We start from the raw sequence: 24,764 nt of genomic DNA on the forward strand, positions 1-24,764 counted from the left end.
TGACGTCACCTCGGCACTGGAGCGATTTTGGCGGCGAACAGGCATCGGTTGGCATTCTATCGGTGGGCGGCCACATCCTGATCTGATGACATTTCCTCCATGCGAAGTGGTCCGGTCGCGTGAAGCACCCGGCCGGACCACACGGCATCGGGGCGGCGTGCCTCGATGCCGCGGCTTGGGAGGAGAGAACACATGGCGACGTTCATTCTCGTGCCCGGCGCCTGGCACGGCTCCTGGACGTTCGATGCGGTGGTCCCGCCGCTGGAGCGTGCCGGTCATGTCGTCCACGCCCTGACCCTGACCGGTCTGCGGCCGGGCGACGACGAGGCGGCGGTCGCGACCGCCAACCTCGACACGCACGCCGGGGACGTGTTGCGGCTCCTCGATCGCGCCCACATCACCGGCGCGACGCTGGTCGGCCACAGCTACGGCGGGATGGTGATCGCCGCCGCCGCCGACCGCGCCGGCGGCCGGATCTCACGACTGGTGCATCTCGACGCCTACGTGCCGCGTGATGGCGAGTCGTGCTGGTCGTCGACGAGTGAGGCATACCGGCAGGCGTTCGTCGCCGGAGCCGCGGCCCACGGTTACGCCGTCCGGCCGCCGGACGGCGGTGATCCCCGCCGCCGTCCCCATCCCCTCGCCTCGCTCCTGCAGACGATCCGGCTCACCGGCGCGTTCGCCCAGGTCCCCCGCCGGGAGTTCGTCTACTGCTCGGGCTGGCAGGACCGGACGCCGTTCGCCGGACTCCGCACCAGGCTTCAGGCCGATCCCGGGTGGCGGGTCCACGACCTCCCGACCGCCCACAACGCGATGCGCGAGGCCCCGGAGGCGGTCGCCGCACTGCTGCTCGACGATGACGCCGTCGGCCGCTCAAGGGGCGGGGACCGTACGGTGTCCCCCGGGAAGGGCCGAGGGGCGTGAGGTCTCACACGGAGCGGGGACGGGCAGGCGTCCGGTGACGAACGAGGCGGGAGGAACGCCCATCGCCCTGCGGAACTCTCCCGTCAGGTGCGACTGGTCGTAGTATCCCGCTTCCGCGGCGAGCCGGGCCCACGAACCGGTATGGGCACGAGCGAGTACGACTCCCAGGCGATCGATGCGCACAAAGCGTTTCGGTGACACGCCCACCGCTCTGTTGAAGAGATCACGCAGGTGGCGCTCGCTGACGCCGAGCCGCCGGGCGACGGCGGGCACCGGCTCGGGTCGCGCACCGGCGCTTGTGGACAGTCCGGCGACCGCGGCGTGGACGAGATCGCTTCGCGACAGGTCGCCCGGTGTCGTGCGGGAGATGCGGGCCAGGAACTCCGCCTCGATCCGCTTGAGAACCGACATGTGATCGGAGCCGAGTCCGGCCAGCTCATGGACCAGGCGATCACCGGGTGCTCCCCAGAGATCCCGCAGCGGGACGGCTCGGTCGACGAGTTCGCTGACCGGCACACCCAGCAGCAGCGAAGCCCTGCTCGGCCGGATGCGGATCCGGACGCCGAAAGGCACGTGCTTACCCGGGTGGTACCGGGCACGGGTACGAGGCCCCACAACCATCAGGTCGCTGCGCCGGTCGTCCAGCACGCGGAACACGAGTGCGGTGGAAGTCTCCGGCACATGGGTCAGGACTCCTCGGCCGGCAACGGCGGTCACGCCTCGGACGTCGGAGACCCAGGGCCGCAGAGCGTCTGGAACGGGTATCTCGTGACCCCACGTCGCATTCACGCGCTTCACGCTATCCGTCGCCGGCGCGGACGGCCCCATGTGCTCGGTGCCGAAATCTCCTATCCGATCCGGGGCGGCGCACGGCAGGGTCTGGACCATGATCCTGATCACCGGTGCCACCGGCACCATCGGCAGTGAGGTCCTCCGGCTGCTCGCGGCCCGCGGCGAGGTGGTCCGCGCGTTGACACGCGATCCTTCCCGTGCCTGGACCCCGCCCGGCGTCGAGGTCGTGGCGGGCGACTTCGACGATCCGGCGTCCCTGGACGGAGCGATGGCCGGGGTCGGCGGCGTCTTCCTGGTGGCCCCGGGCGGGCCGTCCACCGGACGGCACGACCTGGCGGTACTGGCCGCGGCCCGATCGGCCCGGGTGCGCAGGGTGGTGAAGCTCTCGTCGATCGGGGCCGATGCCACGGACGACCACTGGCATCGGCCGGGAGAGGAGGCGGTGCGCGCCGGCGACATGGGCTGGACGTTGCTGCGGCCGTCCGCCTTCGCCAGCAACACGCTGCGATGGGCCGGAGCGATACGCGCCGACGAACCCGTGCCGAACATGACGGGGACCGCGGCGCAGGGGGTCATCGATCCGCGTGACATCGCCGAGATCGCGGCCGAAGCTCTCGTATCGGCGAAGCACGAAGGACGGACCTACACGCTGACCGGCCCGGAACTGCTGAGCTTCCACGACCAGGTGGCTCGGCTGGAGACGGCGCTGGGACGCACGATCAGGACCGTCGACGTTCCGCTCGACGTGGTGCGCGAGCGGATGCTCGCCTCCGGGATGGACGTCGAGATGGCGGAGAGCAGGCTCAGGGGCATCAGGATCATCCGGGACGGCGGCAACGCCGTCCTGACCGACGGAGTCGAACGCGCCCTCGGACGCCCGCCCACGGACTTCGGCACCTGGGCCCTGGACCACCTGGACGCCTTCACCACGAGCTGACCCCGAGCCCCGGCGCCTTCACCCCGGAGTGGACGCCCCGCCGATCTCGCTCCCGGCGGTCGTCCCGCCTTCGCGATCTCCTCGCCTCCACGGGAGGCGGCCGTCACCACCCGACGGGCACCGCCGTCTGTTTCCCCCGCGCCGACGGCTCGATCCGCCCTCGCCGCGGGCCGGAGACCCACAGGTTCTCTGGTCGTCACAGTCACTCGTCCCCGGACCGCCCGCCCCGGGGAGGCGGTCCGCAGGGAACGAGAGAGGCCATGAGGACGGTGGCCGGCAGGTCATCGGGTGGTGAAGGCGCCGCCGTTGACGTGGATGGTCTGGCCGGTGATGTGCCGCGCTCCGGGAGAGGCGAGGAAGTACGCCGTCTCGGCGATGTCGTACGGGGTGCCGGGCCGTTTGTCGTGCGTCTCCCCGATGAGCGCGGCGCGGCGTTCCTCGGTCATCCCGCCGCGGAAGAAGTCGGTGCCCTCGATGTACCCGGCGGAGATGACGTTGCTGGTGATGCCGTGGGGGCCGAGTTCGGCGGACAGGGAGACGTTCCAGGCGGCGAGTGCGGCCTTGGCCGTTCCGTAGGAGCCGCCCCGGCGTTCGGCCCCGATCGACCCGATGCTGATGACGGAGCCACCGGAGCCCAGCTTCTCCCGGACGGAAGCCGTGGTCAGCACCGCGCCGAGGAGATTCTGGGCCAGGTCGGCCCGCCACTGGGCCAGCAGGGCCTCCAGGGGCGGAGCATCGTCCGGTGCCGCGTCGGACAGACCGCCGGACGCGTTGACGAGGACGTCGAGCGTTCCGCCGATCCGGTCCGCCAGCGCCGCGACCTGCTCGGGCAGGGTCGCGTCACAGACGACGCCGTGTACCCCGAGATCCAGGGCGGTCTTCTCCACGAGATCGGCGCGGCGGCCGGTGACGAAGACGTCGGCCCCGTCGGCGGCGAACCTCTCGGCGACGGCCCGGCCGATGCCGCTGGTGCCTCCGGTGACGAGCACGGTGCGAGTCAAGGGTGCCTCCTCATCGCTGCTACGTTTAGATCTAAACGTAGCCGATGATCGAGGAGGTTCGCACCATGACGGACATGACGTCCATGGCCGGTGGGCCGGACCCCGCCCATTCGCCTTCGGAGATCGCGGCCGCCTGGCAGCGGGAGCGTCCGGGCACCCCGACCGGTTCGATCGAGATCGTCACCCCCATCTGGCGCCTGGCGAAACTGTTCTCGGACGACCGGGTGAGGGTCCTGCGAGCCGCGGGGATCGACGCGGCGACCCTCGACCTGCTGTCCGTCATCCGCCGTTCCGGACCGCCCTACGCCCTCAGCACGCGCGAGCTCACGCGCCGGACACTCGTGACCGCCGGTGCGATCTCCCAGCGGGTCGCCCGCGCCGAACGCGAAGGGCTCGTACGGCGCGCGCCGGGAACGGCCGGACGCCGTTCCGTCACGGTGACCCTGACGGATGAGGGGCACGCCCTCATCGAACGGTCCGTCGACGCGGTGCTCGGCCGGGAGGCCATGCTCGTCAGCGGCCTGTCCGACTCCGAACGCGCCCTGCTCGCCGGGCTGCTGGAGAAGCTGACGGCCGACGTCGGGCGGCGCCTGGCCGACGATCGGTAGGCTGCCTGCTCATGATCATCGATCCGCTCGCCGTCCCACGGGACGGCCTGCTTCCGGAGCCGCTGCTCGCCGAGCTGACCGCCCTCCACACCGCCAACCGGGAGTTCTTCGCCGTCAGCGGCGACTTCCCAGACCCGGACGACATCCGGCCGGAGCAGATCTCCGCCTCGCTCTCCGGGGAGCTGGCGAACCCGGACACCGAGGTGCTGCTCTGCCGTACGGAGGCCGGAGGGCCGCTCGCGGGCGTCGCGATCACCCTGGCGCACCACCCGGACCCGGCCGACCCGGACCCGTGGATCGGCCTGCTGCTGATCGACGGCCGGATGCACCGCTCCGGGTACGGCCGGGCGCTGGCGGGCGCCGTGGAGGAACGGTTCCGGGCGGCGGGCCGGACGGCGGTCCGCCTCGCCGTACTCGACGCCAACGCCAAGGGCCTCGCCTTCTGGAGCGCCCTGGGGTACGAGGTCCTCGACCACCGCCCGGACCTCCAGCACGGCCGCCCCTGCACAGTCATGCGCAAGACGCTCTGAACCCGATCCCCGCCCCCTCTCTCCCCTTTTCTGTGCCCTTCCGGGGAACCGCACCGTCCGCTTCGCGCTCCACGGCGACACCGTGAGCGTCCCGAAAGATGACCCGTCACGGCGGACCCCACGAACGACCCGAGGGGGCGGGGACGGCGAGGACTGTGGGCGGTCCGTCAGAGAGGAACTACGGCGCCCGGCCCTGCGCTCTCCCCTGTCAGTGTGGCCGCAAGGCCACGGCGGCCCGCCCTGAACGGGGAAGCAGGGTGGCTTCAGCATCGGCGAGGACCGTGGGCCGTCCGGAAGCAAGAAGCTACGGCGGGTCATCCGTACGGACCGGTCAGGCATGGCGCGGAGGTGGGTGGGTGTTCCGGCCGGCTTCAAAACGCCAGAAACCACCGCGCCCGAGACCAGGCCGAAGGCCGGGAAACACCAGACACCAGCCACAACGCCGGCCGGAACACCCACCCACCGCAGCGCGCGCACCCGCCCAGCCCGACAACCACTGACGAGCCCAAGCCCGGGAAAACACCCCACGACGGGAAAAGCCTCAGCCCGAGCGAAGGACCCGCCCAAGCGAACGACACAGGCCGGTCATTCGCCCGGGAAGCGCACCCCCACCTGGGAACGGACCTCGTCCATGACGCCCATCACGTCCAGCGTCGCCTGCCAGGGCACCAGCGGGCTCTCCAGCAGTCCCTCGCGCAGGCAGCGCATGGCCTCGGCGGCCTCGTGCAGCATGCCCGACCCCTCGTAGGGGACGTGGAAGGTCTCCGGCTCGGCTTCCGAGCGGTGCAGGACGAAGGTGGCGGGCCGGAAGAACGGTCCGGGCACCTCGATCCGGCCGAGCGGGCCGGAGATCGTCGCGGTGACCGGGGTGTTGGCGGTGAGGCCGCAGGAGAGCACCGCCACCGCGCCGCCGTCGTAGCCGAGGATCATGCCGGTGTTCTCGTCAACGCCCTCGGGGGTCAGCCGGGCCCAGGCCCGAACCTCGGCGGGGTCGCCGAGCAGGAGGTGGGCGAAGGAGATCGGGTAGACGCCGAGGTCGAGGAGGGCTCCCCCGCCCTGCGCCGGGTCGCGGAGCCGGTGCTCGGGGCCGACGGGCGCGAAGATCCCGAAGTCGGCGTGGACGGAGGAGACCGGGCCGATCGCACCGCCCTCGACCAGTTCCATGATCTTCCGGACGCCCGGGATGCAGCGCGTCCACATGGCCTCCATGAGGAACAGCCCGCGTTCGCGGGCGAGGTCCACCAGCTTGGCGGCCTGGGCGCGGTTGAGCGTGAACGCCTTCTCGCACAGTACGGCCTTGCCCGCGTTCAGGCAGGTCAGCACGGCGTCGTAGTGGGCGTTCTGGGTGTTGGCGACGTAGACGATGTCCACGTCGGGGTCGGCGGCGAGTTCGGCCCAGCTTCCGTGGGCGCGGGGGATGCCGTGCCGGTCGGCGAACGCGCGGGCGGACTCCACGGTCCGCGATCCGACCGCCGCCACCTCGGCGTCCGGCAGCAGCTTCAGGTCTTCGGTGAACGTGGCCGCGATCCCGCCGGTCGCGAGAATGCCCCATCTGACGGTGCTCATGAGGACATATCCCACCATGTACGGACACTCCGCACCACGCCCCGCCCACCGTACGAGACGACCCGTCCCACGGGAAAACCCGTTCCCCCACGAGGACACGCCGTACGGGAACACAGGGACACGCGCACGGAAAAGCCCGCCGTACGGAGAGGACTCCCCCGTACGGCGGGCCCGCCGCGAAAACTCAGCCCCGGGTGTCGGCGAGCAGCGCCCTGAGCACCAGGCCCGGGTGGTCGCGCAGCACGCCGCGCATCCGCCACTCGTCGGTGAACAGCGCCAGCAGCTCCCCGTCGATGGAGCGCGTGAAGACCTCCACGCCCCGCTGCCGGGCGAGGATCGGCGCCGACTCGGCGTCGGTGATCCGGGCGAGGCTGAAGTCGAGCCGGTCCAGGGCGATCTCGGTGTTGAACTCCCCGGCCAGCCGATGCTTCACCACGTCGAACTGCATCGGGCCGACCGCCGCCAGCACCGGCGACTGGTCGCCGCGGATCTCGGAGCGCAGCACCTGGACGACGCCCTCGGCCTCCATCTGCTCGATGCCCTTGCGGAACTGCTTGGCCCGGCCCGCGTCACGGCAGCGGGCGGTCCAGAAGTGCTCGGGCGCGAAGCTCGGGATCTTCGGGAACTCGACCGACGGGCCGTCGTAGAGGGTGTCGCCGGGACGGAGGGCGGTGGCGTTCACCAGGCCGACGACGTCGCCGGGATACGCCTCGTCGATGGTGGCGCGTTCCTGGCCGAAGACCGCGTGTGCGTACTTGGTGGCGAACGGCCGTCCGGTCGCGGCGTGGGTCAGCACCATGCCGCGCTCGAAACGGCCCGAGCAGACGCGGACGAACGCGATCCGGTCGCGGTGCGAGGGGTCCATGTTGGCCTGCACCTTGAAGACCAGCCCGGAGAACGGCTCCTCCAGCGGACGCGGGACGTCCTTGACGTCGGGGCGCGGCGCCGGGGCGGGGGCGATGTCCACCATCGCGTCGAGCAGGCGGCCGACGCCGAAGTTGTTCAGGGCGGCGCCGAACAGCACCGGGGTGGACTCGTGCCCCTCGAACGCCTTCTGGTCGTGGTCGGCGCCGATCGCGCCCAGCAGCTCGGCCTCGTCCCTGGCCCGGATCCAGTCCTCGCCCAGCTCGGCCTCGGCCTGCTCGGGAAGCAGGTCGGTCTCGATGGCCTTGGTGGCGCCGCCGGGGGTGCGGGTGTAGCGGACCGCCCGGTCGGTGACGCGGTCGATCACCCCGTGGAAGAACCCGCCGGTGCCGATCGGCCAGGTGATCGGGGTGGGCCGCAGGCCGGTCCTCTCCTCGATCTCGTCCAGCAGCTCCAGCGCCTCGCGGCCGGGGCGGTCCCACTTGTTGACGAACGTGATGACCGGGATGCGGCGGTGGCGGCAGACCTCGAACAGCTTCAGCGTCTGCGGCTCCATGCCCTTGGCGGCGTCGAGCAGCATGACCGCGCAGTCGACGGCGGCCAGCACCCGGTAGGTGTCCTCGGAGAAGTCGGCGTGGCCGGGGGTGTCCACGAGGTTGAACATGTGGCCCCGGTACTCGAACCGGAGGGCGGCCGAGGTGATGGAGATGCCCCGGGCCTTCTCCATGTCCATCCAGTCGGAGGTGACGCCGCGGCGGCCGGCCTTGCCGTGCACCGCGCCGGCCTCGGTGATCGCCGACGCGTGCAGCGCCAGCGCCTCGGTCATGGTGGACTTTCCGGCGTCGGGATGGCTGATCACCGCGAACGTGCGACGCCGTGCCGCCTCCTCAATGATCGCGGTCAATTGCTGTTCTCCTCGCCGTGCCGGGGGTGAGATGGGGGCCGTCCCGTTCGGAAACGCTTCGGAAGGGCACTGGGACAGCTTACGTGCAATGCGGCCGTCAACAGATGTGGCAACACTTCCTCCGGCCGCTTGCGTCACCATGGTGTTCGGTGGATTGTGGAACACCATGGTTCGCCCCATGCCCATCCCGACTGCCCGGAAAGCGACCCGCTCGTGCAACTCGATCTTTCAGTGATGTGCAGATGATCACGCTTCGCTATGCGGCGGGCTCCGACGTCGGCCGGGTCCGCCAGGGTAACGAGGATGCGGCGTACGCCGGCGCCCGGCTGCTCGCCGTCGCCGACGGAATGGGCGGCCACGTGGGCGGGGAGGTCGCCAGCGCGGCGGCCATCACCGCGGTCGCGGCTCTCGACCAGGAGCAGCCGGACGACCTCGTGGCCGCGGCCGAGGCCGGGGTCCACCAGGCGAACCAGCGGCTGCGGGAGCTGGTGGAGGAGGACCCGAGCCTCACCGGCATGGGCACCACGCTGACGCTGATGCTCTGGGACGGCCCGCGGGTGGCGCTCGCCCACATCGGCGACTCCCGCGCCTATCTGCTCCGTGACGGCGACCTGTACCAGATCACCTACGACCACACCCTGGTGCAGACGCTGATGGACGACGGCCGGATCACCGCGGAGGAGGCCGCCAGGCACCCGCACCGGTCGATCCTGCTGCAGGTCCTCGACGGCGGCGACAACCCCGACCCCGACCTGTCCCTGCGCGACGCCGAGGTCGGCGACCGCTACCTGCTGTGCTCCGACGGCCTCTCCGGGGTGGTGGAGGCCGAGCGGCTGCGTCAGGTGCTCGCCGAGGTCGACGACCTGGACGAGGTGACCCGTCGGCTGATCGAGCTGGCCTGCGAGGCCGGGGGGCCGGACAACATCACCTGCGTGGTCGCCGACGTGGTCGAGGGACCCGGCTCCGGCACGCCCGTGACGGTCGGCGCGGTCGTCCCCTCCTGACCCGGGCGCCGTCCCGGCCCTTCTCCCGCGAGAACCACCTCTTCGGCGGGAGCCCGCCGTACGGCCCCGTGCGCCCGGTGCGGCCCCGCCTCCGAGGAGGATGACGCGCCGTACGGCGGGCCCGCGCGTCCTGGCCGTCGCGCGGCGCAGACGCTATCGTCGGTCTCCCGTGCTTCTCGTCGCTCGCCACCCCCGGAAGGACGCGCGCCCGTGTACAAGGAATTCGCCATCGAGGCCGTCGTCTGGCTGATCCCCGTCGTGATCCTGGTCGGCCTTGCCTACATGATCACGCGCCCCGCCTGACCCTCTCGACCGCGCCCCGTCTCCCGCGAGGAGCAGGGGGGCGCTCCCGCCGCGGAGCCGGGGCCCACCGGCCGCTCCCCGGCTCCTCCGGGGCCTCCGGGTCCTTTGACGCCGCCGGGGCCTCTGACTCCGTCGGCCTCCGACGCCTCCGGGTCCTTTGACGCCTCAGGGACCTCCACGCCGTCGGGGCACCTGACGCCTCCGGGACCTCCACGCCTCCCGGACCTCCGGGCCCTCTGAGGCATCCGAGGAGAACATTCCGCCCTCCGGGAACCATTCTCTTTACTCGTTCTTTATACGGGTGCAGGGCACGGGCGCTTCGGGGAGCGCCACCGGGAGACACCGGCGGGGGGATTCTTCGCGCTCATGAGTCGTTTCGTCGACGCCGCACTGGCCTTTCCGGCGGTTCTTTTCACGTTCGCCCTCGTCGTGGTCGCCGGTTACTGGCTGTTCGTCCTGCTGAGCGGTTTCGGTTTCGACGGTGAAGCGGACGGCGGGGCCGATGCCGTGGGCCTCTCCGGAGCGCTGGGCCGCATCGGGCTCGGCGGGGCGCCGGTCGCCGTGGTCGTGTCGCTGCTGGTCGCCATCGCGTGGTTCGCCTGCCTGGCGGGCGGCGTGCTGTTCGCCGACGTCCTCGGGCCACCGGGCGTCCTGGCGGCGGCACTCGTCTGCGCCTGGGCGGGCACGCGCCTGGTGGTGCTGCCGCTGCGCCGCGCCACCCGCCTCCGGCCCGTCCCCTCCCGCGCCGACTTCGTGGGGCGCACCTGCGTCATCCGCACCGGGCGGGTGAGCGGGAGCTTCGGCCAGGCCGAGGTCACCGCCGCCGACGGCTCCTCCGCTCTCGTGCAAGTCCGCCAGACCGGTGACGACGTTTTCGGCGCCGGCAGCATCGCCCTGATATTCGCCTACGACGCGGTGGGGGAATTCTTCTGGGTGATGCCGTACGACGCGGAACTCGACCCCCATCGTCCCCTTTAGCCGAGGAACCGCATGGACGTCATCTCCACCGGACTGGGAATTCTCATCGCCGTCGTCTTTCTCATCCTCATAAGCCTGGCCGTCGTGGTCAGCCGTCTGTTCCGCAAGGTGGAACAGGGCAAGGCCCTGATCATCTCCAAGGTCAACAAGGTGGACGTCACGTTCACCGGGGCGATCGTGCTGCCCGTGTTCCACCGGGCGGAGGTCATGGACATCTCGGTGAAGACCATCGAGATCGCCCGGACCGGCCGTGAGGGACTGATCTGCCGCGACAACATCCGGGCCGACATCCGGATCACCTTCTTCGTCCGGGTCAACAAGACCGTCGAGGACGTGGTGAAGGTCGCCCAGGCCATCGGCACGACCCGGGCCAGCCACCAGGAGACGCTGCAGGAGCTGTTCAACGCCAAGTTCTCCGAGGCGCTGAAGACCGTCGGCAAGCAGCTCGACTTCGTCGACCTCTACACCCAGCGCGACGCCTTCCGCGACCAGATCATCCAGGTGATCGGCACCGACCTGAACGGCTACAGCCTGGAGGACGCCGCCATCGACTACCTGGAGCAGACGTCGCTGCTCTCCCTGGACAAGGGCAACATCCTCGACGCCCAGGGCATCCGGAAGATCACCGAGCTGACCGCCATCGAGCACATGCGGACCAACGAGTTCCAGCGGCAGGAGGAGAAGGAGATCACCCGCCAGAACGTGGACGCGCGGGAGGCCATCCTGGAGCTGGAGCGCCGCCAGGCCGACGCGGAGATCAGGCAGCGGCGCGAGATCGAGACCCTGCGCGCCCGCGAGGAGGCGGAGATATTCACGGTCCAGGCCGCGGAGCGGCTCAAGGCGCAGGCCGCCGACCTGCGCACCGAGGAACAGCTCGGCATCCAGCGGGAGAACCAGGCCCGCGAGATCGCGGTGGCCGCCAAGAACCGCGAGCGGGTCATCGCGATCGAGTCCGAGCGGATCGAGAAGGACCGGATGCTGGAGGTCATCACCCGCGAGCGGGAGACCGAGCTGTCGCGTATCTCCAAGGACCGTGAGGTCGAGGGCGAGAGGCGTTCCGTGGCCGAGGTGGTCCGCGAGCGGATCGCGGTGGAGAAGACGGTCGCCGAGCAGGAGGAGAGCATCAAGCGCCTGCGGGTGGTCGAGGAGGCCGAGCGGACGCGTCAGGCCGTGGTCATCCAGGCCGAGGCGGAGGCGCAGGAGAACCTCGTCAAGGACATCAAGGCCGCCGAGGCGGCCGAGGCGGCGTCCCGGCACCGGGCACGCGAGGCGCTGGTGCTGGCCGAGTCGCGGCAGCAGGCCGCCGAACTCGACGCGCGCGCCAAGGTCCGCCTGGCCGAGGGCGTCCAGGCGGAGGCGGCGGCGGCCGGTCTGGCCCAGGTGCAGGTGCGGGAGCGGGACGCCGCGGCGATCGAGAAGATCGGCCGCGCCGAGGCGGCGGTCGAGCGGGAGAAGGCCCTCGCGGCCGCCGAGGGTGAGCAGGCCCGGGCGCACGCGGTGGCCACCGCGGTGCGCGAGAAGCTGAAGGCCGAGGCCGAGGGCGAGCAGGCCAAGGCGCTGGCCGCCGCGGCGGCGGTCGGCGAGAAGCTCAAGGCGGAGGCCGAGGGCCTGGCCGAGAAGGCGGCGGCGATGGCCGCGCTGAACGACGCGTCCCGCGGCCACGAGGAGTACCGGCTGCGGCTGGAGGCGGACAAGGAGATCCGCCTCGCCGGGGTGGAGGCGCAGACGAAGGTCGCCGAGGCGCAGGCCATGGTGATGGCCGCCGGCCTGGAGAACGCCAACATCGACATCGTCGGCGGTGACGGCGCGTTCTTCGACCGGCTGACGAACTCGATCAGCGCGGGCAAGAGCGTCGACGGTTTCGTCCGGCACTCCGAGATCACCCGGACGCTCGCCGGGCCGTACCTCGACGGCTCACGGAGCCTGCCCGCCGACCTGGCCGGGGTTCTCGGCTCGCTGGACAGCGGGGACGTGCGGAACCTGTCCCTGTCGGCGCTGCTGATGAAGCTGGCCGCGGGCGGGCCCGACGCCGACCGGCTGCGTGACCTCGCAGGGGCGGCCGTCCCGGCGAACGGCCGCATCGGAACCGGCGGCGTCGCCGAGGCGCCGCTCGTGGCCGCCGCGGAGACCGCCGAGGCGCAGGTCACCGTCCTCGACGCGGGTGAGCGGTGACGGCGTTCATGACCGAGGCCGTCACCGAGGCGCCGGACGACGAGGCCGGGCCGGACGCGGGCACCTACGAGGTGCTCCGCGTCCGGCTCGCCGAGCGGGCGGCCGAGCTGGCCCGGCGGGCCGAGGCGCTCGACGCCCGGCGCCGCGCGGTCTTCGGCGGGACCGAGCTCCGCCTGGTCGGCACCGTACGGATCCGCACCGGGCACCCCTGCCTCCCCCGCGACATCGTCGCGCTCGGCGAGGCGGCCGGCCCGCCGGGCGCGGACGGTGGGAGCACGGGGGACGGGTGGGACGGGCGGGACGGCGGACCCGGAGGCGGGCGGGAGGTCCGGCGGGGGCTCATCCTGTTCGGACACAACGCCCCCTCCGGGCCGAAGCCGGAGACGACCGTCGGGGACGTCTTCTCCCTGCACTCCTTCGTGCGGGAGGCGACCGGTGACGGCACGGCCGACGGGAGAACGACCGGCGGAGGCATCGCCGGTGGGAGCACGGCCGGCGGGAACACGGAGGTCGGGGACGCGGGCGGTGAGGACTTCCGGCTCGACCCCGTGCCGCTGTTCCGCGACCCGCGGTTCGAGCGCGACTTCGCCGAGCTCCACCGTTACTACCGGGGGACGCGGCTGCTGCGGCTCCACCGGACCGGGGAGAGGCTGCTGGCCGTCTTCCGGGCGGGACCGCAGGACGTCCGCGTGCTGCGCTGGCGGGTCGGCGCGGACGGCGCGCTCGCCTATCTCGACGACCGGGGCGAGCGTGACCACGTCCCGCCGCCCCCGTACGACTTCGAGTGGGTTCCGGCCACCCGCGACGACCACGTGCCCGGCCGCCGCCCGTACATCTCGATCCGGGGCCGGGTGCACGTCGACACCGCCGGCGGCCTCACCGTCAAGGCCGAGAACGACGCCGGGACCGGCGAGAGGACCTACCGCGAGCCGGTCGCCGAGCCGCTGCAGAGCCTCGCCGACGCCGACGTCCACCACGCCGAGGTCGGCCCGCTGATCCTGCTGCGCATCCGGCCCTACAACGAGACCGAGTGGCGGCACCTGGTCTTCAACACCCGGACCGGGGAGGTGGTCCGCCTCGACGGCATCGGCCGGGCCTGCCGCCGGCTCCCGGAGGACCAGGGGATCGTCTTCCCGGGTGGTTACCTCCTGTCCACCGGGACGGGCAGGACCTTCGACACCGACGTCTCCGGCCTGGAGTTCGAGCGGGCCATCCGCTCGCCCGACGGCGAGGACGTGCTCTACGTCTTCCACGCGCCCGCCGAGGGCCGCTCCCTGCTGCTGCCGTACAACGTGATCCGCAAGGAGGTCTCCACCCCCCTGCCCTGCCACGGCCACACGCTGCTCGACGACGGAACGCTGCTCCTGTTCCGGGCGGCCTCGGACGAACCCACCCGGATCCACCCGGTGCAGGTCTGGCGGACGCCGTACGTGTCGGACCTGCACGCCGCCGCCCAGCCGGCCGGCACCGGCCCGCTGGAGCGGATCGGCAACGCGGAACTGGTCCGCGGGATCTCCGACTGCGTCTCGGTCGCCCGGATGGTCGAGGACACGGCGCCGTCGGCCCCGGTCTTCGAGGCGCTGATCGCGGCCTGCGCCCGGGTCTTCGACCGCCACCATTGGCTGGACGAGCACGGGCTGCACGGGCCGCTCACCGACGTGCGGTCCTGCGCCGGGCAGGTGCTGGAGGAGTTCGAGAAGGTACGGGCGCTCACCGGGGAGGCCGCGGCCGCGCTGGAGAGCGCCGCCGAGGAGATCGCCTCCCTGGTACGGCGGGCGCACTCCCCCGAGCCGCGTTCCGCGCGGGAGTGGATCACCCACCTGTCCGAGCTGCGCCGGGCCCGGGGACACCTGGTGACCCTGCGCGGGCTGCGCCACGTGGACACCGGCCGGATCGACGCGCTGGACGCCGGCCTCGGCACCGAGCTCGACGCCGCCACGCGGCGCGCGGCGGAGTTCCTGAGCGGCGAGGACGCCTTCGCCGACTACCACGCGGAGGTCGGGCGGCTGGTCGAGGAGGCCGGGGGCATCGCGACCACGGCCGAGGCCGGGCCGGTCGGCGAGCGGCTGGCCGCTCAGGCGCGGGGGCTGGAGATCGTGGCCGAGGCGGTCGGCACGCTCGACGTCGCCGGCGCGACCGTGCGGACCGCCATCCTGGAACGGGTCGGCGAGGTCCTCGGCGGCGTCAACCGGGCCCGCGCCGCGCTGGACGCCCGCCGCGGGGAGCTGCTGTCGCGTGAGGGCGGGGCGGCGTTCGCGGCCGAGTTCGCGCTGCTGGGTCAGTCGGTCACCGGGGCGCTGGCGCTGGCCGACACCCCCGAGCGGTGCGACGAGCAGCTCGGCCGGCTGACGCTCCACCTGGAGGGCCTGGAGGCGCGGTTCGCCGAGTTCGACGACTTCCTGACCCGGCTGGCCGCCGAGCGGGAGAACGTCCATGAGGCGTTCTCCGCGCGGCGGCAGGCGCTGCTGGACGAGCGGGCCCGCCGGGCCGACCGGCTGGCCGTGTCCGCCGGCCGGATCCTGGACGGCATACGCCGCCGGGCGGCCGGGCTCGGGTCGCCCGACGAGGTCAACACCTACTTCGGCTCCGACCCCATGGTCGCCAGGCTGCGCGGGGTGACCGGGGAGCTCCGGGCGCTGGGCGAGACGACCCGGGCCGAGGAGCTGGAGGGGCGGATCGCGTCCGCCCGCCAGGAGGCGGGCCGTGCGCTGCGCGACCGGCTCGACCTGTACACCGACGGCGGAACGGCGATCCGCCTGGGGCGGCACCGGTTCGCCGTCGCCACCCGGGACGCCGAGCTGACGCTCGTGCCGCACGAGGGCCGGCCGGTGTTCACGGTGACCGGGACCGGCTACCGCGCGCCGGTGCGCGACGCGTCGTTCGCCGCCACCCTGCCGTTCTGGGACCAGCCGCTGGTCTCCGAGAACGCCGAGGTCTACCGGGCCGAGCACCTGGCCGCCGCCGTACTGGCCGCCGCCGAGGCCGGAGCGCCGGACGCGGGCGGGTCCGCCGTCACGCTCGACGCGCTGCGCGCGGCGGCGGAGGGAGGCGGCCTGCTGGAGATCGTCCGCGCGGCGGCGCGGGACCGCTACGACGAGGGCTACGAGCGCGGCGTGCACGACCACGACGCGGCCGCGATCCTCGCGGCGCTGCTGCGGCTGCGTGCGGACGCCGGCCTGCTGCGCCATCCCCCCGCGGCGCGGGCCGCCGCGCAGCTCTTCTGGACCTTCGGGGTGGACGGACCCGTACGTGAGAGGTGGAGCACCCGGGTGGCCTCGCTGGCCCGCGCCCGCGCCCTGTTCGGCAGGGTCGACGCGGTGGCGGAGACGTGCCGCGCGCTCGGCGCGGCCGTCGCGGCCTTCACCGCGGACCTCGGCGGAACCGGCGGGCCGCCCGACGGCGACGGCGCGGAGGGACCGCACGGCACGGAAGGACCGCACGGCGCAGAGGGACCGCACAGCGCGGAGGGACCGTACGACGCGGACGTCTGCGCGCTCGCCGGGGAGTACCTCTTCGAGGAGCTGGCCTGCGAGCCGCCGGGGTTCGTGACGGGCGCGCCGGCGCGGTCGCTGCTGACGCGGTTCGACCGGGCGCTGGGGGCGGAGCGCCGGAGGTTCGACGACGACCTGCTCGCGCTCGGGGACGACCTCGCCGCCCGCCACCGGCTGGTCCGGGCGTGGCTGGAGGCCTTCGAGCCGTCGGCCGACCTGCCGGAGGCGGTGGCCGTGCTGCTGTGCGACACGGCCCGGTACGACTCCCCCGCCGCCCTGACCGTCAGGGTCGGCGGGCTGCTCGGCGCCCATCCGCGGATCACCGGGGGCGCGCTGGAGCTGCGCCTGGACGAGTTCCTCGGCCGGACCCGGCGCTTCCGGGAGCGGCGCGTCCCCGCCTACCGCGCCTACCGGCGGCGGCGTGACGAGCTGGTCGCCGCCGAGCGCGCGCGGCTGCGCCTGGAGGAGTACCGGCCGAAGGTGATGAGCGCCTTCGTCCGCAACGAGCTCCTCGACGAGGTCTATCTGCCGCTCGTCGGCGACAGCCTGGCCCGGCAGCTCGGCACCGCCGGTGACGCCGACCGGGCCGACCGGTCGGGCCTGCTGCTGCTCGTCTCCCCGCCCGGCTACGGCAAGACCACCCTGATGGAGTACGTCGCCGACCGGCTCGGCCTGATGTTCGTGAAGGTCAGCGGCCCGGCGCTGGGGCACCTGACCACCTCGCTCGACCCGGCGCGGGCGCCCGACGCGGCGGCCCGCCGTGAGGTGGAGAAGATCTCCTTCGCCCTGGAGCTGGGCACCGACGTGCTGCTCCACCTCGACGACATCCAGCACACCTCACCCGAACTGCTGCAGCGGTTCGTCTCGCTGTGCGACGGCCAGCGGCGGATGGAGGGCGTGTGGGACGGGGAGTCACGAACCTACGACCTGCGGGGCAAGCGCTTCGCGGTCTGCATGGCGGGCAACCCGTACACCGAGTCGGGCGCGCGGTTCCGCGTCCCCGACATGCTCGCCAACCGCGCCGACGTGTGGAACCTCGGCGAGGTGCTGTCGGGCCGGGAGGAGCTGTTCGCGCTGAGCTACATCGACAACGCGCTCACCTCCAGCCCGTTCCTCGCCCCGCTGTCCGCACGGGACCGCGGCGACGTCCGCCTCCTGGTACGGCTGGCGGAGGGCGATCCCGCCGCGCGGGCCGACCGGCTCTCCCACCCGTACTCCGCCGCCGAGCTCGACGAGGTGCTGCCGGTCCTGCGTCACCTGCTCCGCATCCGGCGGGTGGTGCTGGCCTGCAACCGGGCCTACATCGACTCGGCCGCCCGGTCCGACGCGTCCAGGACCGAGCCGCCGTTCCGGCTCCAGGGGTCCTACCGGGACATGAACAGGCTCGCCGCCCGGATCGTCCCGGTGATGAACGAGGCCGAGGTGGACGCGGTGATCGACGACCACTATCTCGGTGAGGCCAGGACCCTCGCCTCCGGCGCCGAGGCGAACCTGCTCAAGCTGGCCGAGCTGCGGGGCGTCCTGACGGCCGGGCAGGCCGCCCGCTGGGCCGAGGTGAAGGCGGCCTACCTGCGCGAGAAGGCGCTGGGCGGCGCCGGGGACGACCCGGTTGCCAGGGCGGTCGGCGCGGTCGGTCTGCTGGCCGACCGGGTGGGCGGGGTGCGGGCGGCCATCGAGGAGGCCGCGGCCCGCCTGTCCCCCGCCCCTGTGGGATCATCGGCCCCGTGTTCCGGCCGGGCGGGCGGCGCCGACTAATCTGTTCCCGCCCGGTGTACCGGCGGAGCAGGACGACAGCGCGCGAGAGCAGGGAAAACGGTGAAGCTTCTCCACTCAGGGAAGGTCCGGGACGTCTACGAGGACCGCGGGGACATCATCCTCGTGGCGTCGGACCGGGTTTCGGTCTACGACGTGATCCTCCCGACGCCCATCCCCGACAAGGGGAAGATCCTCACCCGGCTCTCGCTGTGGTGGTTCGAACAGCTCGCCGACGTCGTGCCGAACCACGTCGTCTCCGCCTCCGACGTCCCCGCCGAGTTCGCCGGCCGGGCCATCCGGTGCCGGAGGCTGGACATGCTGCCGGTCGAATGCGTCGCCCGGGGCTACCTCACCGGCGGCGGGCTGGCGGAGTACCGCGAGCGGGGTTCGGTCTCCGGCGTGCCGCTGCCGCCGGGCCTGGTGGACGGCTCCAGGCTGCCCGAGCCGATCTTCACCCCGAGCACCAAGGCGCCGCTCGGGCAGCACGACGAGCCGATCCCCTTCGAGGGCGTGGTCGAGCGGGTGGGAGCGGAGACCGCCGGGGAGCTCCGGCGGATCACGCTGGAGATCTACCGCCGGGGGGCCGAGCTGGCCGCCGGGCGGGGCGTCGTCATCGCCGACACCAAGATCGAGCTGGGCCGGGCGGCCGACGGCACGCTCACCCTGGGCGACGAGCTGCTGACACCGGACTCCTCGCGTTTCTGGCCCGCCGAGCGGTGGGAGCCGGGCGGGTCGCAGCCCTCCTTCGACAAGCAGTACGTCCGCGACTGGGCGACCGGCACCGGCTGGGACAAGAGGGAACCGGCCCCCGAGGTGCCCGCCGAGGTCGTCGAGGCCACCCGGGCCCGCTACGTCGAGGCGTACGAGCGCATCACCGGCGAGACCTGGTGATGGGCATGACGGGCGCGACGGGCGTGCCCGGGGCCTGACCGGGGCGCGGTCCCCGCCGGTGCGGCGGGGACCGCTGGGTTCGCGGGGCCTGTGAGGGCCCGTGGAGGTCAGTGGGTGAGGCGTCCCTCGGCGGCGGCGCCCACCACGAACCGGTCCGCCGACGCCGGGTGCGGGCCGTAGTCGGCCACGATGCAGGTGATGTTGTCGGGGCCGCCGCCCCGGTTGGCCAGGTCGATGAGCCACCGGACCGCCTCGGCCGGGTCGTCGATCTCGGTCAGCGTGTTGAACAGGGTCTCGGGGCCGACCACCCCGGTCAGGCCGTCGGAGCACAGCAGGTAGCGGTCGCCGGGTTTGGCCTCGCGCAGCGACAGGTCCAGCTCGCCGTCACCGGTGCCCTCCAGGACCCGCAGCACCATGGACCGGCGCGGGTGCTCGGCGGCCTGCTCCTCGGTGATGCGGCCCTCGTCCACCAGCGACTGGACCAGGGTGTGGTCGTGGGTGATCTGGTAGAGGGCGCTGTCGCGCAGCATGTAGGCGCGGGAGTCGCCGACGTGGGCGAGGGCGAAGTTCGGGCCGTCCCAGAGCATCGCGGTGAGGGTGGTGCCCATCCCGCGCAGTGTGGGATCCTGCTCGCTCATGTCGTGCAGCGTGTGGTTGACCTCGGTGGCCGTGCCCTTGAGCGTCGCCACGAGATCGACGCCGCCGGCCGGGAGCCTCTCGTCCAGCGCCGCCATGGCCCTGACCGCCAGGGAGCTGGCCACCTCGCCGCCCGCGTGGCCGCCCATGCCGTCGGCGATGGCGAGCAGGCGAGCGCTCGCGTATCCGGAATCCTCGTTCGCCTCGCGGCGGACGCCGACATCGGATCGAGCGGCGTAGCGCAGCGCCAACGCTTGGTTGAGTGCCATGAAGGCAGTAAAGCATTGGTTGAAGCACTTCACAAGCAAACATGTTGTAGACCGCTTCAGCGACGTGAACTACTGTTGTTCGGCATGGAGGAGAGCCAGGACATCACGGTGAACGCGGGCGACATCGCCCGGCTCGCCTCCGTCGGCCGTGCCGCGGTCAGCAACTGGCGCCGCCGACACGACGACTTCCCCGATCCGGTCGCCGGAACCACTTCCAGCCCACTTTTCTCGTTGCCGGAGGTCGCCGCCTGGCTGCGCCGCAACGGCAAGCCGTTCGAGGTCTCCCTCGGCGACCTGGTGTGGCAGCGGCTGCGGACGTCGGCCGACGATCTGCGTCTGGGCGACCTGGTCGGCCGGGTCGGCGCCTTCCTCCTGTTCCTGCGACGCGAGCCGGGCGCCTGGCCGGGGCGCGGCACGCGGACGGCGGACGCCATGGCCGCCGCCACGGCCGACCTCCCCGGCGCACCCGTGGCTCCCCCCGGTGACCACGGCCTCCTCGGGCTGGTGGCCGAGCTGGCCGCCGAGCGCGGGCCGCTCGCCACGTTCGAGTTCCTGTGCGAGCGCTACACCGAGGCCCACTCCCGCCGGCTCGCGGTCACCCGGGAGGACGTGGCCGGCCTGATGTGGCGGCTGACGGCCCGGGAGCGGGGCACGGTCCTCGACCCGGCCTGCGGCGTCGGGACCCTCCTGCTGCACGCCGGCTCCGCCCTCGGCCAGGAGGCGGACGCCACGAACGCCCTGATCACCGCCGTCCGGCTGCTGCTGCGCGGCGCCGACGCCCGGATCGTGGCCGGCGACTCCCTGCGGGAGGACGGTCTGGCCGGCAGGCAGGCCGACGCGGTGGTCTGCGACCCCCCGTTCAACGAACGCGCCTGGGGGTACGGCGAGCTGACCGGCGACCCCCGCTGGGAGTACGGCCTGCCGCCCCGCGGGGAGGGTGAGCTCGCCTGGGTGCAGCACTGCCTGGCCCGCGTGAAGCCGGGCGGCCCGGTGGCGATCCTGATGCCCCCGGCCGCGGCGTCCCGCCGCCCCGGCCGGCGGATCCGGGCCAACCTGCTGCGCACCGGCGCGCTGCGGGCCGTGGTGACGCTGGGCGCGGCCGGGCCGGACCTGTGGCTGCTGCGCCGCCCGGACGGCGGGCGGCCCCCGTCGAGGCTCCTGCTCCTGGACGCCTCCGAGGACCTGTCGGCGGTGGAGCCCGCCTGGCGGGCCCACCTGCGGGACCCGGAGGCGGAGCCGCCGGGCGACGGCAGCAGCGTGCGGATCATCGACCTGCTCGACGAGGAGGTGGACGTCAGCCCGGCCCGGCGTCGCCCGCAGCAGGGCGGGCCCGACTTCCTGCGGGACTTCACCGACGCGCTGGACCGCTTCCGCGGCGCGTCGGCCACCCTGCCGGACGCGCCCCCGGCACTGGAGGTGCTCGCCGAGCGGCAGGACCTTCCGGCCACCACGGTCGGGGAGCTCGCCAGGGCGGGGCTGGTCACGATCCTGCAGGCCCCGGCCAGGATGCCGGCCGAGGAGGGTCCCCTGCCGGTCCTGACGGCCGGTGACACGGCCGTGGGCTCCGCCCCCACGGGCGGGACCACCCTCGACCCGGCCCTGGTCATGATCAGGCCCGGGGACATCGTGACGAGCGTCCTCGGCACCGTCCGGGTGATGACGCGGGGCGGCGCGGCACTGGGGCCTCAGCTCACGCTCTACCGGGTGGACCCCGAGCGGCTCGACCCCGACTTCGTGGCGGGTTTCATCCGCTCGGCCGACACGAACAGGTCACATCCCGGCTTCAGCCGGCTGGACGTGCGGCGGGCCCGGGTGCCGGTTCTCCCCCTCGCCGACCAGCGGCGCTACGGCGCGGCCTTCCGGGAGCTGTTCGCGCTGGAGGACAGGGTGCGGGAGACGACCGCGCTGGGGGAAACGCTGATCCGGCTAGGCTTTGACGGACTGGTTGACGGTCATCTCCGGCCGTGCGACCAAGGGGTGTGATGTCCCTGGGAGTCCTCGGGAGGGTCGGATGGTCATCGGTGACCGGTACGTACTCGACGACCTTCCCCTGGGGCAGGGCGGCATGGGCGCCGTCTACGGCGGTCACGACACGCACCTCGACCGCCGGGTCGCCGTCAAGATACTGCGCTTCCTCACCGGCCCGGACGAGGAGCTGACCGGGCGTTTCCTGCGCGAGGCGCGCATCCTGGCGAAGCTGGAGCACCCCGGCGCCCCGATCCTGTACGACTTCGGCACCTTCGACCAGCGGCTGTTCCAGGTGATGCAGTTCATCGAGGGGGTGACCGTCGCCGACCTGGTCAGCGAGCACGGCCCGCTCCCGGTGCCGTGGGCCGCCGCGATCGCCGCCCAGGCCTGCGCGGTGCTGGCCGCCGCCCACGCCCTGTCGATCTACCACCGTGACCTGAAGCCCACCAACCTGATGCTCTGCCCGGACGGCAGCGCCAAGGTCCTCGACTTCGGCCTCGCCATGGTCCGCGAGTCGGGCTCGTCGCAGTTCACCCGGATCGGCCAGATCCTCGGCACCCCGGCCTACATGGCCCCCGAGCAGATCCAGCGCGGTCTGTCCGGGCCGCGCAGCGACCTGTACGCGCTGGGCTGCGTGATCCACGAGATGCTGACCGGCCGGCAGCTGTTCACCGGCGTCACCGAGTACGCCGTGTTCGAGCGCCAGGTCAACGAGCTGCCGCCGGACGTGCCGGACGCGCCGGACGCGTTGAACGGCCTGCTCGCCGAGCTGCTGGCCAAGGATCCCGAGCGGCGTCCCGCCTGCGCCGAGGCCCTGTACGAGCGCCTGCAGCCCTTCGCCGTCGACCTGCCGATGCTCCCGGGCTTCCTCCACGAGGCGTCGGTGCCCAGCCCGGGCCGGATGTACGCCCGGATGGTCGGCCGCGTCCTCGCCTGACGGCCCCCACCGGCCCGCCTCAGGACACCGGCCCGCCTCAGGACACCGGCCCGGCTCGGGGCACCGGTCTACGGGCTGTGGTGGCCGGTGCGGAAGGCCCAGGCGGCGATGCCCACCCGGTTGCGCGTGCCGAGCTTGCGGTGCACGGCCGCGACGTGGTTCTTGACCGTCCCCGGAGAGATGAGGAGCTCCGCGGCGATCTCGCCGTTGCTCCTGCCGTCGGCGACCAGCCGGACCACGTCGAGTTCACGCCCGGTCAGCGGTTCGGCGGGCCCGGCGGGTCCGATCGCCGGGGTCGCCAGGTGACCCAGGAGCCGCACGGTGAGCTGCGGGCTGATCAGGGTGTCGCCCGCCACGGCCGCGCGCACCGCCTCCACCAGCAGGGCGGGCCCGGACCGTTTGAGCAGGAAGCCGCAGGCGCCGGCGCGCAGGGCGGTGTGGACGTACTCGTCGAGGTCGAAGGTGGTGACGACCACGACGCGGATCGGGTCGGCGACGCCGGGACCCGCGAGCGCCCGGGTGACCTCCAGGCCGTCGGCGACGGGCATGCGGATGTCGGCGAGCACGACGTCGGGACGCAGATGGCGGGCGGTGGCGATGGCGGTGGCGCCGTCGGCCGCCTCGGCGACCACGGTCATGTCCGGCTGCGCGTCGAGGATCAGCCGGAAGGCGCCGCGGATGCCTTCCTGGTCGTCGGCGACGAGAACGCGGATCCGCCCACCGGCCACGCCGTCATCCCCTCCCCGCTCCGGGCGTCCCGTCAGGAGCCGCCCGCACCCGTGGGGCTCCGCGCTCTCCGGGGAGCACCGCCGTCAGGCTCCAGCCGCCCGGTACGGCGCCCGCCCGAAGCGTACCGCCCAGTGCCTCGACGAGCCCCGCCAGACCGGGCAGGCCGAACCCGCCGCGGCGACCGCCTCCCGGCCGCAGGCCCTCCGGTCCGCCGTGGCGGAACCCACCGTGACCACGAGACCCGTCGTGACCACGAGACCCGTCGTCACGAGACCCGCCCTCACCACGAAGCCCGCCGTCACGGGGTCCGGGTCCGGGCCGGCCGGGGGCGTCCGCGCCGGCGGGAGCCGGGCGTCCGCGTCCCGCCGCGCCGTCGTCCCGCACCCGGACCGTCAGGATCCCGGCCTCCAGGGCGACGGCGACCTCCACGCGGGTGGCCGCGGGAGCGTGCCGGCGCACGTTGGTCAGCGCCTCCACCACGACCCGGTAGGCGGTGGCGCCGATCTCGCGCGACGGCCGCGCGCCCGGTCCGTCGCCGTCGCGCCGCAGGTCCAGGCCACGCACGTCCAGGTGCGCCACGGGAGGACCGGGGGCGGAGAACCGGGTGACGAGATCGGGCAGGTCCGCCAGGGTGGGGACGGGGGCCGTCCCCCGGTCGCGGCCGTCGTCTCCTCCGCGCCCCGCCCGTCCTCCGTCTCCGCCTCCCCCCTCGTTCCCGCCTCCGCTTCCGTCCCCGCTTTCGTGCTCGTTCTCGGTTTCGTCCTCGCGGAGCATGTGCACGGTCCGGTCCATCGCCTCCATCGCCCGCAGACCGGCCCGTTCGATGTCCCTGAGCGCGGTCAGCGCCCGGCCGGGATCGGCCAGACCGACCACCTGACCCGCCTGCGCCTGAGCGATCATCTCGCTGATGTCGTGGGCGACGAAGTCGTGCAGGTCGCGGGCGAGCCCGAGCCGCTGAGCACGGCGGGCCCGGTGGATCGCGCGGACCCGCCGCCGGTCCATCGAGCGCAGGTAGAGCCCGACGCCGGCGGCGGCGGCCGAGCAGGCGGACCAGAATCCCATGACGCCCACCACCTCCAGCGGCGACGACGGGACCAGGAAGCGGAACAGCCACACCGCCACGGCCAGACCCGTGAGGAGGGCGGAGACCGCGGCCGGCCGAGCCGGCGCCCACCGGACGACGACGCCGATCAGGACGAGGAGGGCCCCGCTCTCGACGAGCGCCCCCACTCCCGCCGCCCGGCCGTCGGCGATCGGTGACCCGGCCAGCGCGGCACAGGTCGCTCCGAGGGACAGCGCCGCCGCCGCGCAGCCCACGGCCGGCACGCGGAACCGGCCGCTCGTCGTGCTGCCGCCGGCCACCCCGAGGGCCCACATCACGGCGGCCAGGGCCGCCGCCGGCGGCAGCACGACGAGCGGCCCGAAGACCGGGGAACCGCCGGCCCCGCCGGCCAGCACCGCGAGGGCCGCGACCGCACCGGCGCGTTCACGAGGGTTCACGGCTC

Annotated in this window: 18 protein-coding genes; 11 read left to right on the forward strand and 7 right to left on the reverse strand. The window is 73.2% G+C overall.

Translation table 11 applies throughout. The annotated features are described in order from the left end of the window. Positions 1–192: 192 nt before the first annotated feature. Positions 193–924 carry an alpha/beta fold hydrolase gene (locus ACZ6W9_RS18660; RefSeq protein WP_470118767.1) on the forward strand — a complete coding sequence of 244 codons (732 nt, stop codon included), beginning with the start codon at positions 193–195 and terminating at the stop codon, positions 922–924. Here ACZ6W9_RS18660 and ACZ6W9_RS18665 read toward each other — a convergent pair. Continuing rightward, positions 874–1,812 carry a helix-turn-helix domain-containing protein gene (locus tag ACZ6W9_RS18665; protein WP_470118769.1) on the reverse strand — a complete coding sequence of 313 codons (939 nt, stop codon included), beginning with the start codon at positions 1,810–1,812 and terminating at the stop codon, positions 874–876. The two genes, ACZ6W9_RS18660 and ACZ6W9_RS18665, sit on opposite strands and share 51 nt — an antisense overlap. Here ACZ6W9_RS18665 and ACZ6W9_RS18670 point away from each other — a divergent pair. Continuing rightward, positions 1,811–2,653 carry an NAD(P)H-binding protein gene (locus ACZ6W9_RS18670; RefSeq protein WP_389970991.1) on the forward strand — a complete coding sequence of 281 codons (843 nt, stop codon included), beginning with the start codon at positions 1,811–1,813 and terminating at the stop codon, positions 2,651–2,653. The genes ACZ6W9_RS18665 and ACZ6W9_RS18670 overlap by 2 nt on opposite strands. Before the next feature lie 281 nt (positions 2,654–2,934). Here the strand turns inward: ACZ6W9_RS18670 and ACZ6W9_RS18675 are convergent, their stop codons facing one another. Next, positions 2,935–3,654, reverse strand: coding sequence for an SDR family NAD(P)-dependent oxidoreductase (locus tag ACZ6W9_RS18675; RefSeq protein WP_389970988.1), 720 nt, complete (start codon positions 3,652–3,654; stop codon positions 2,935–2,937). 65 nt (positions 3,655–3,719) lie between these two features. Here ACZ6W9_RS18675 and ACZ6W9_RS18680 point away from each other — a divergent pair, with 65 nt between their 5' ends. Together ACZ6W9_RS18680 and ACZ6W9_RS18685 are read left to right on the forward strand one after the other, a co-directional pair. Beyond that, a complete protein-coding gene (locus tag ACZ6W9_RS18680; protein ID WP_470118771.1) occupies positions 3,720–4,262 on the forward strand; it encodes a MarR family winged helix-turn-helix transcriptional regulator in 543 nt (180 codons plus the stop codon). Positions 4,263–4,273: 11 nt separating this feature from the next. After that, positions 4,274–4,792 (forward strand): GNAT family N-acetyltransferase, encoded by a 519-nt coding sequence (locus ACZ6W9_RS18685; protein ID WP_389970982.1) that lies wholly within the window; start codon positions 4,274–4,276, stop codon positions 4,790–4,792. A gap of 585 nt (positions 4,793–5,377) precedes the next feature. Here the strand turns inward: ACZ6W9_RS18685 and ACZ6W9_RS18690 are convergent. Next, positions 5,378–6,358 (reverse strand): Gfo/Idh/MocA family protein, encoded by a 981-nt coding sequence (locus tag ACZ6W9_RS18690; RefSeq protein WP_389970618.1) that lies wholly within the window; start codon positions 6,356–6,358, stop codon positions 5,378–5,380. Between the two features lie 184 nt (positions 6,359–6,542). After that, entirely contained in the window at positions 6,543–8,159 is a 1,617-nt protein-coding gene (locus tag ACZ6W9_RS18695; RefSeq protein ID WP_389970624.1) for a peptide chain release factor 3, read from the reverse strand. Between the two features lie 209 nt (positions 8,160–8,368). Between ACZ6W9_RS18695 and ACZ6W9_RS18700 the strand changes: the two genes are divergently transcribed. From ACZ6W9_RS18700 to ACZ6W9_RS18720, 5 genes are all read left to right on the forward strand, one after another. Beyond that, a complete protein-coding gene (locus ACZ6W9_RS18700) occupies positions 8,369–9,130 on the forward strand; it encodes a PP2C family protein-serine/threonine phosphatase (RefSeq protein ID WP_389970615.1) in 762 nt (253 codons plus the stop codon). A 669-nt stretch (positions 9,131–9,799) separates the two neighbouring features. Then, positions 9,800–10,411: a hypothetical protein gene (locus ACZ6W9_RS18705; protein ID WP_389970612.1), complete on the forward strand. Its 612-nt coding sequence runs from the start codon at positions 9,800–9,802 to the stop codon at positions 10,409–10,411. A gap of 12 nt (positions 10,412–10,423) precedes the next feature. After that, positions 10,424–12,583 (forward strand): flotillin family protein, encoded by a 2,160-nt coding sequence (locus ACZ6W9_RS18710; protein ID WP_389970609.1) that lies wholly within the window; start codon positions 10,424–10,426, stop codon positions 12,581–12,583. An 8-nt stretch (positions 12,584–12,591) separates the two neighbouring features. Further along, positions 12,592–17,829 (forward strand): DNA repair ATPase, encoded by a 5,238-nt coding sequence (locus tag ACZ6W9_RS18715; protein ID WP_470118849.1) that lies wholly within the window; start codon positions 12,592–12,594, stop codon positions 17,827–17,829. Between the two features lie 60 nt (positions 17,830–17,889). After that, complete coding sequence (locus tag ACZ6W9_RS18720) at positions 17,890–18,720, forward strand: phosphoribosylaminoimidazolesuccinocarboxamide synthase (RefSeq protein ID WP_362946475.1); 831 nt, start codon at positions 17,890–17,892, stop codon at positions 18,718–18,720. Between the two features lie 107 nt (positions 18,721–18,827). On the opposite strand, the gene ACZ6W9_RS18725 is transcribed toward ACZ6W9_RS18720, so the two are convergent. Further along, positions 18,828–19,625: a PP2C family protein-serine/threonine phosphatase gene (locus tag ACZ6W9_RS18725; RefSeq protein ID WP_389970605.1), complete on the reverse strand. Its 798-nt coding sequence runs from the start codon at positions 19,623–19,625 to the stop codon at positions 18,828–18,830. Between the two features lie 84 nt (positions 19,626–19,709). Between ACZ6W9_RS18725 and ACZ6W9_RS18730 the strand changes: the two genes are divergently transcribed. Both ACZ6W9_RS18730 and ACZ6W9_RS18735 read left to right on the forward strand, forming a co-directional pair. Continuing rightward, complete coding sequence (locus tag ACZ6W9_RS18730; protein ID WP_470118774.1) at positions 19,710–21,608, forward strand: N-6 DNA methylase; 1,899 nt, start codon at positions 19,710–19,712, stop codon at positions 21,606–21,608. A gap of 28 nt (positions 21,609–21,636) precedes the next feature. Beyond that, positions 21,637–22,530: a serine/threonine-protein kinase gene (locus tag ACZ6W9_RS18735; protein ID WP_362946466.1), complete on the forward strand. Its 894-nt coding sequence runs from the start codon at positions 21,637–21,639 to the stop codon at positions 22,528–22,530. Positions 22,531–22,598: 68 nt separating this feature from the next. Here ACZ6W9_RS18735 and ACZ6W9_RS18740 read toward each other — a convergent pair whose 3' ends face one another. Next, entirely contained in the window at positions 22,599–23,258 is a 660-nt protein-coding gene (locus tag ACZ6W9_RS18740; RefSeq protein WP_389970598.1) for a response regulator, read from the reverse strand. A 4-nt stretch (positions 23,259–23,262) separates the two neighbouring features. Then, the gene (locus ACZ6W9_RS18745) at positions 23,263–24,759 is read right to left on the reverse strand and encodes a sensor histidine kinase (protein ID WP_470118776.1); all 1,497 of its coding nucleotides are present in this window, start codon (positions 24,757–24,759) and stop codon (positions 23,263–23,265) included. Between the last annotated feature and the right edge of the window lie 5 nt (positions 24,760–24,764).

The organism is Streptosporangium sp. NPDC053982 (assembly GCF_055585205.1).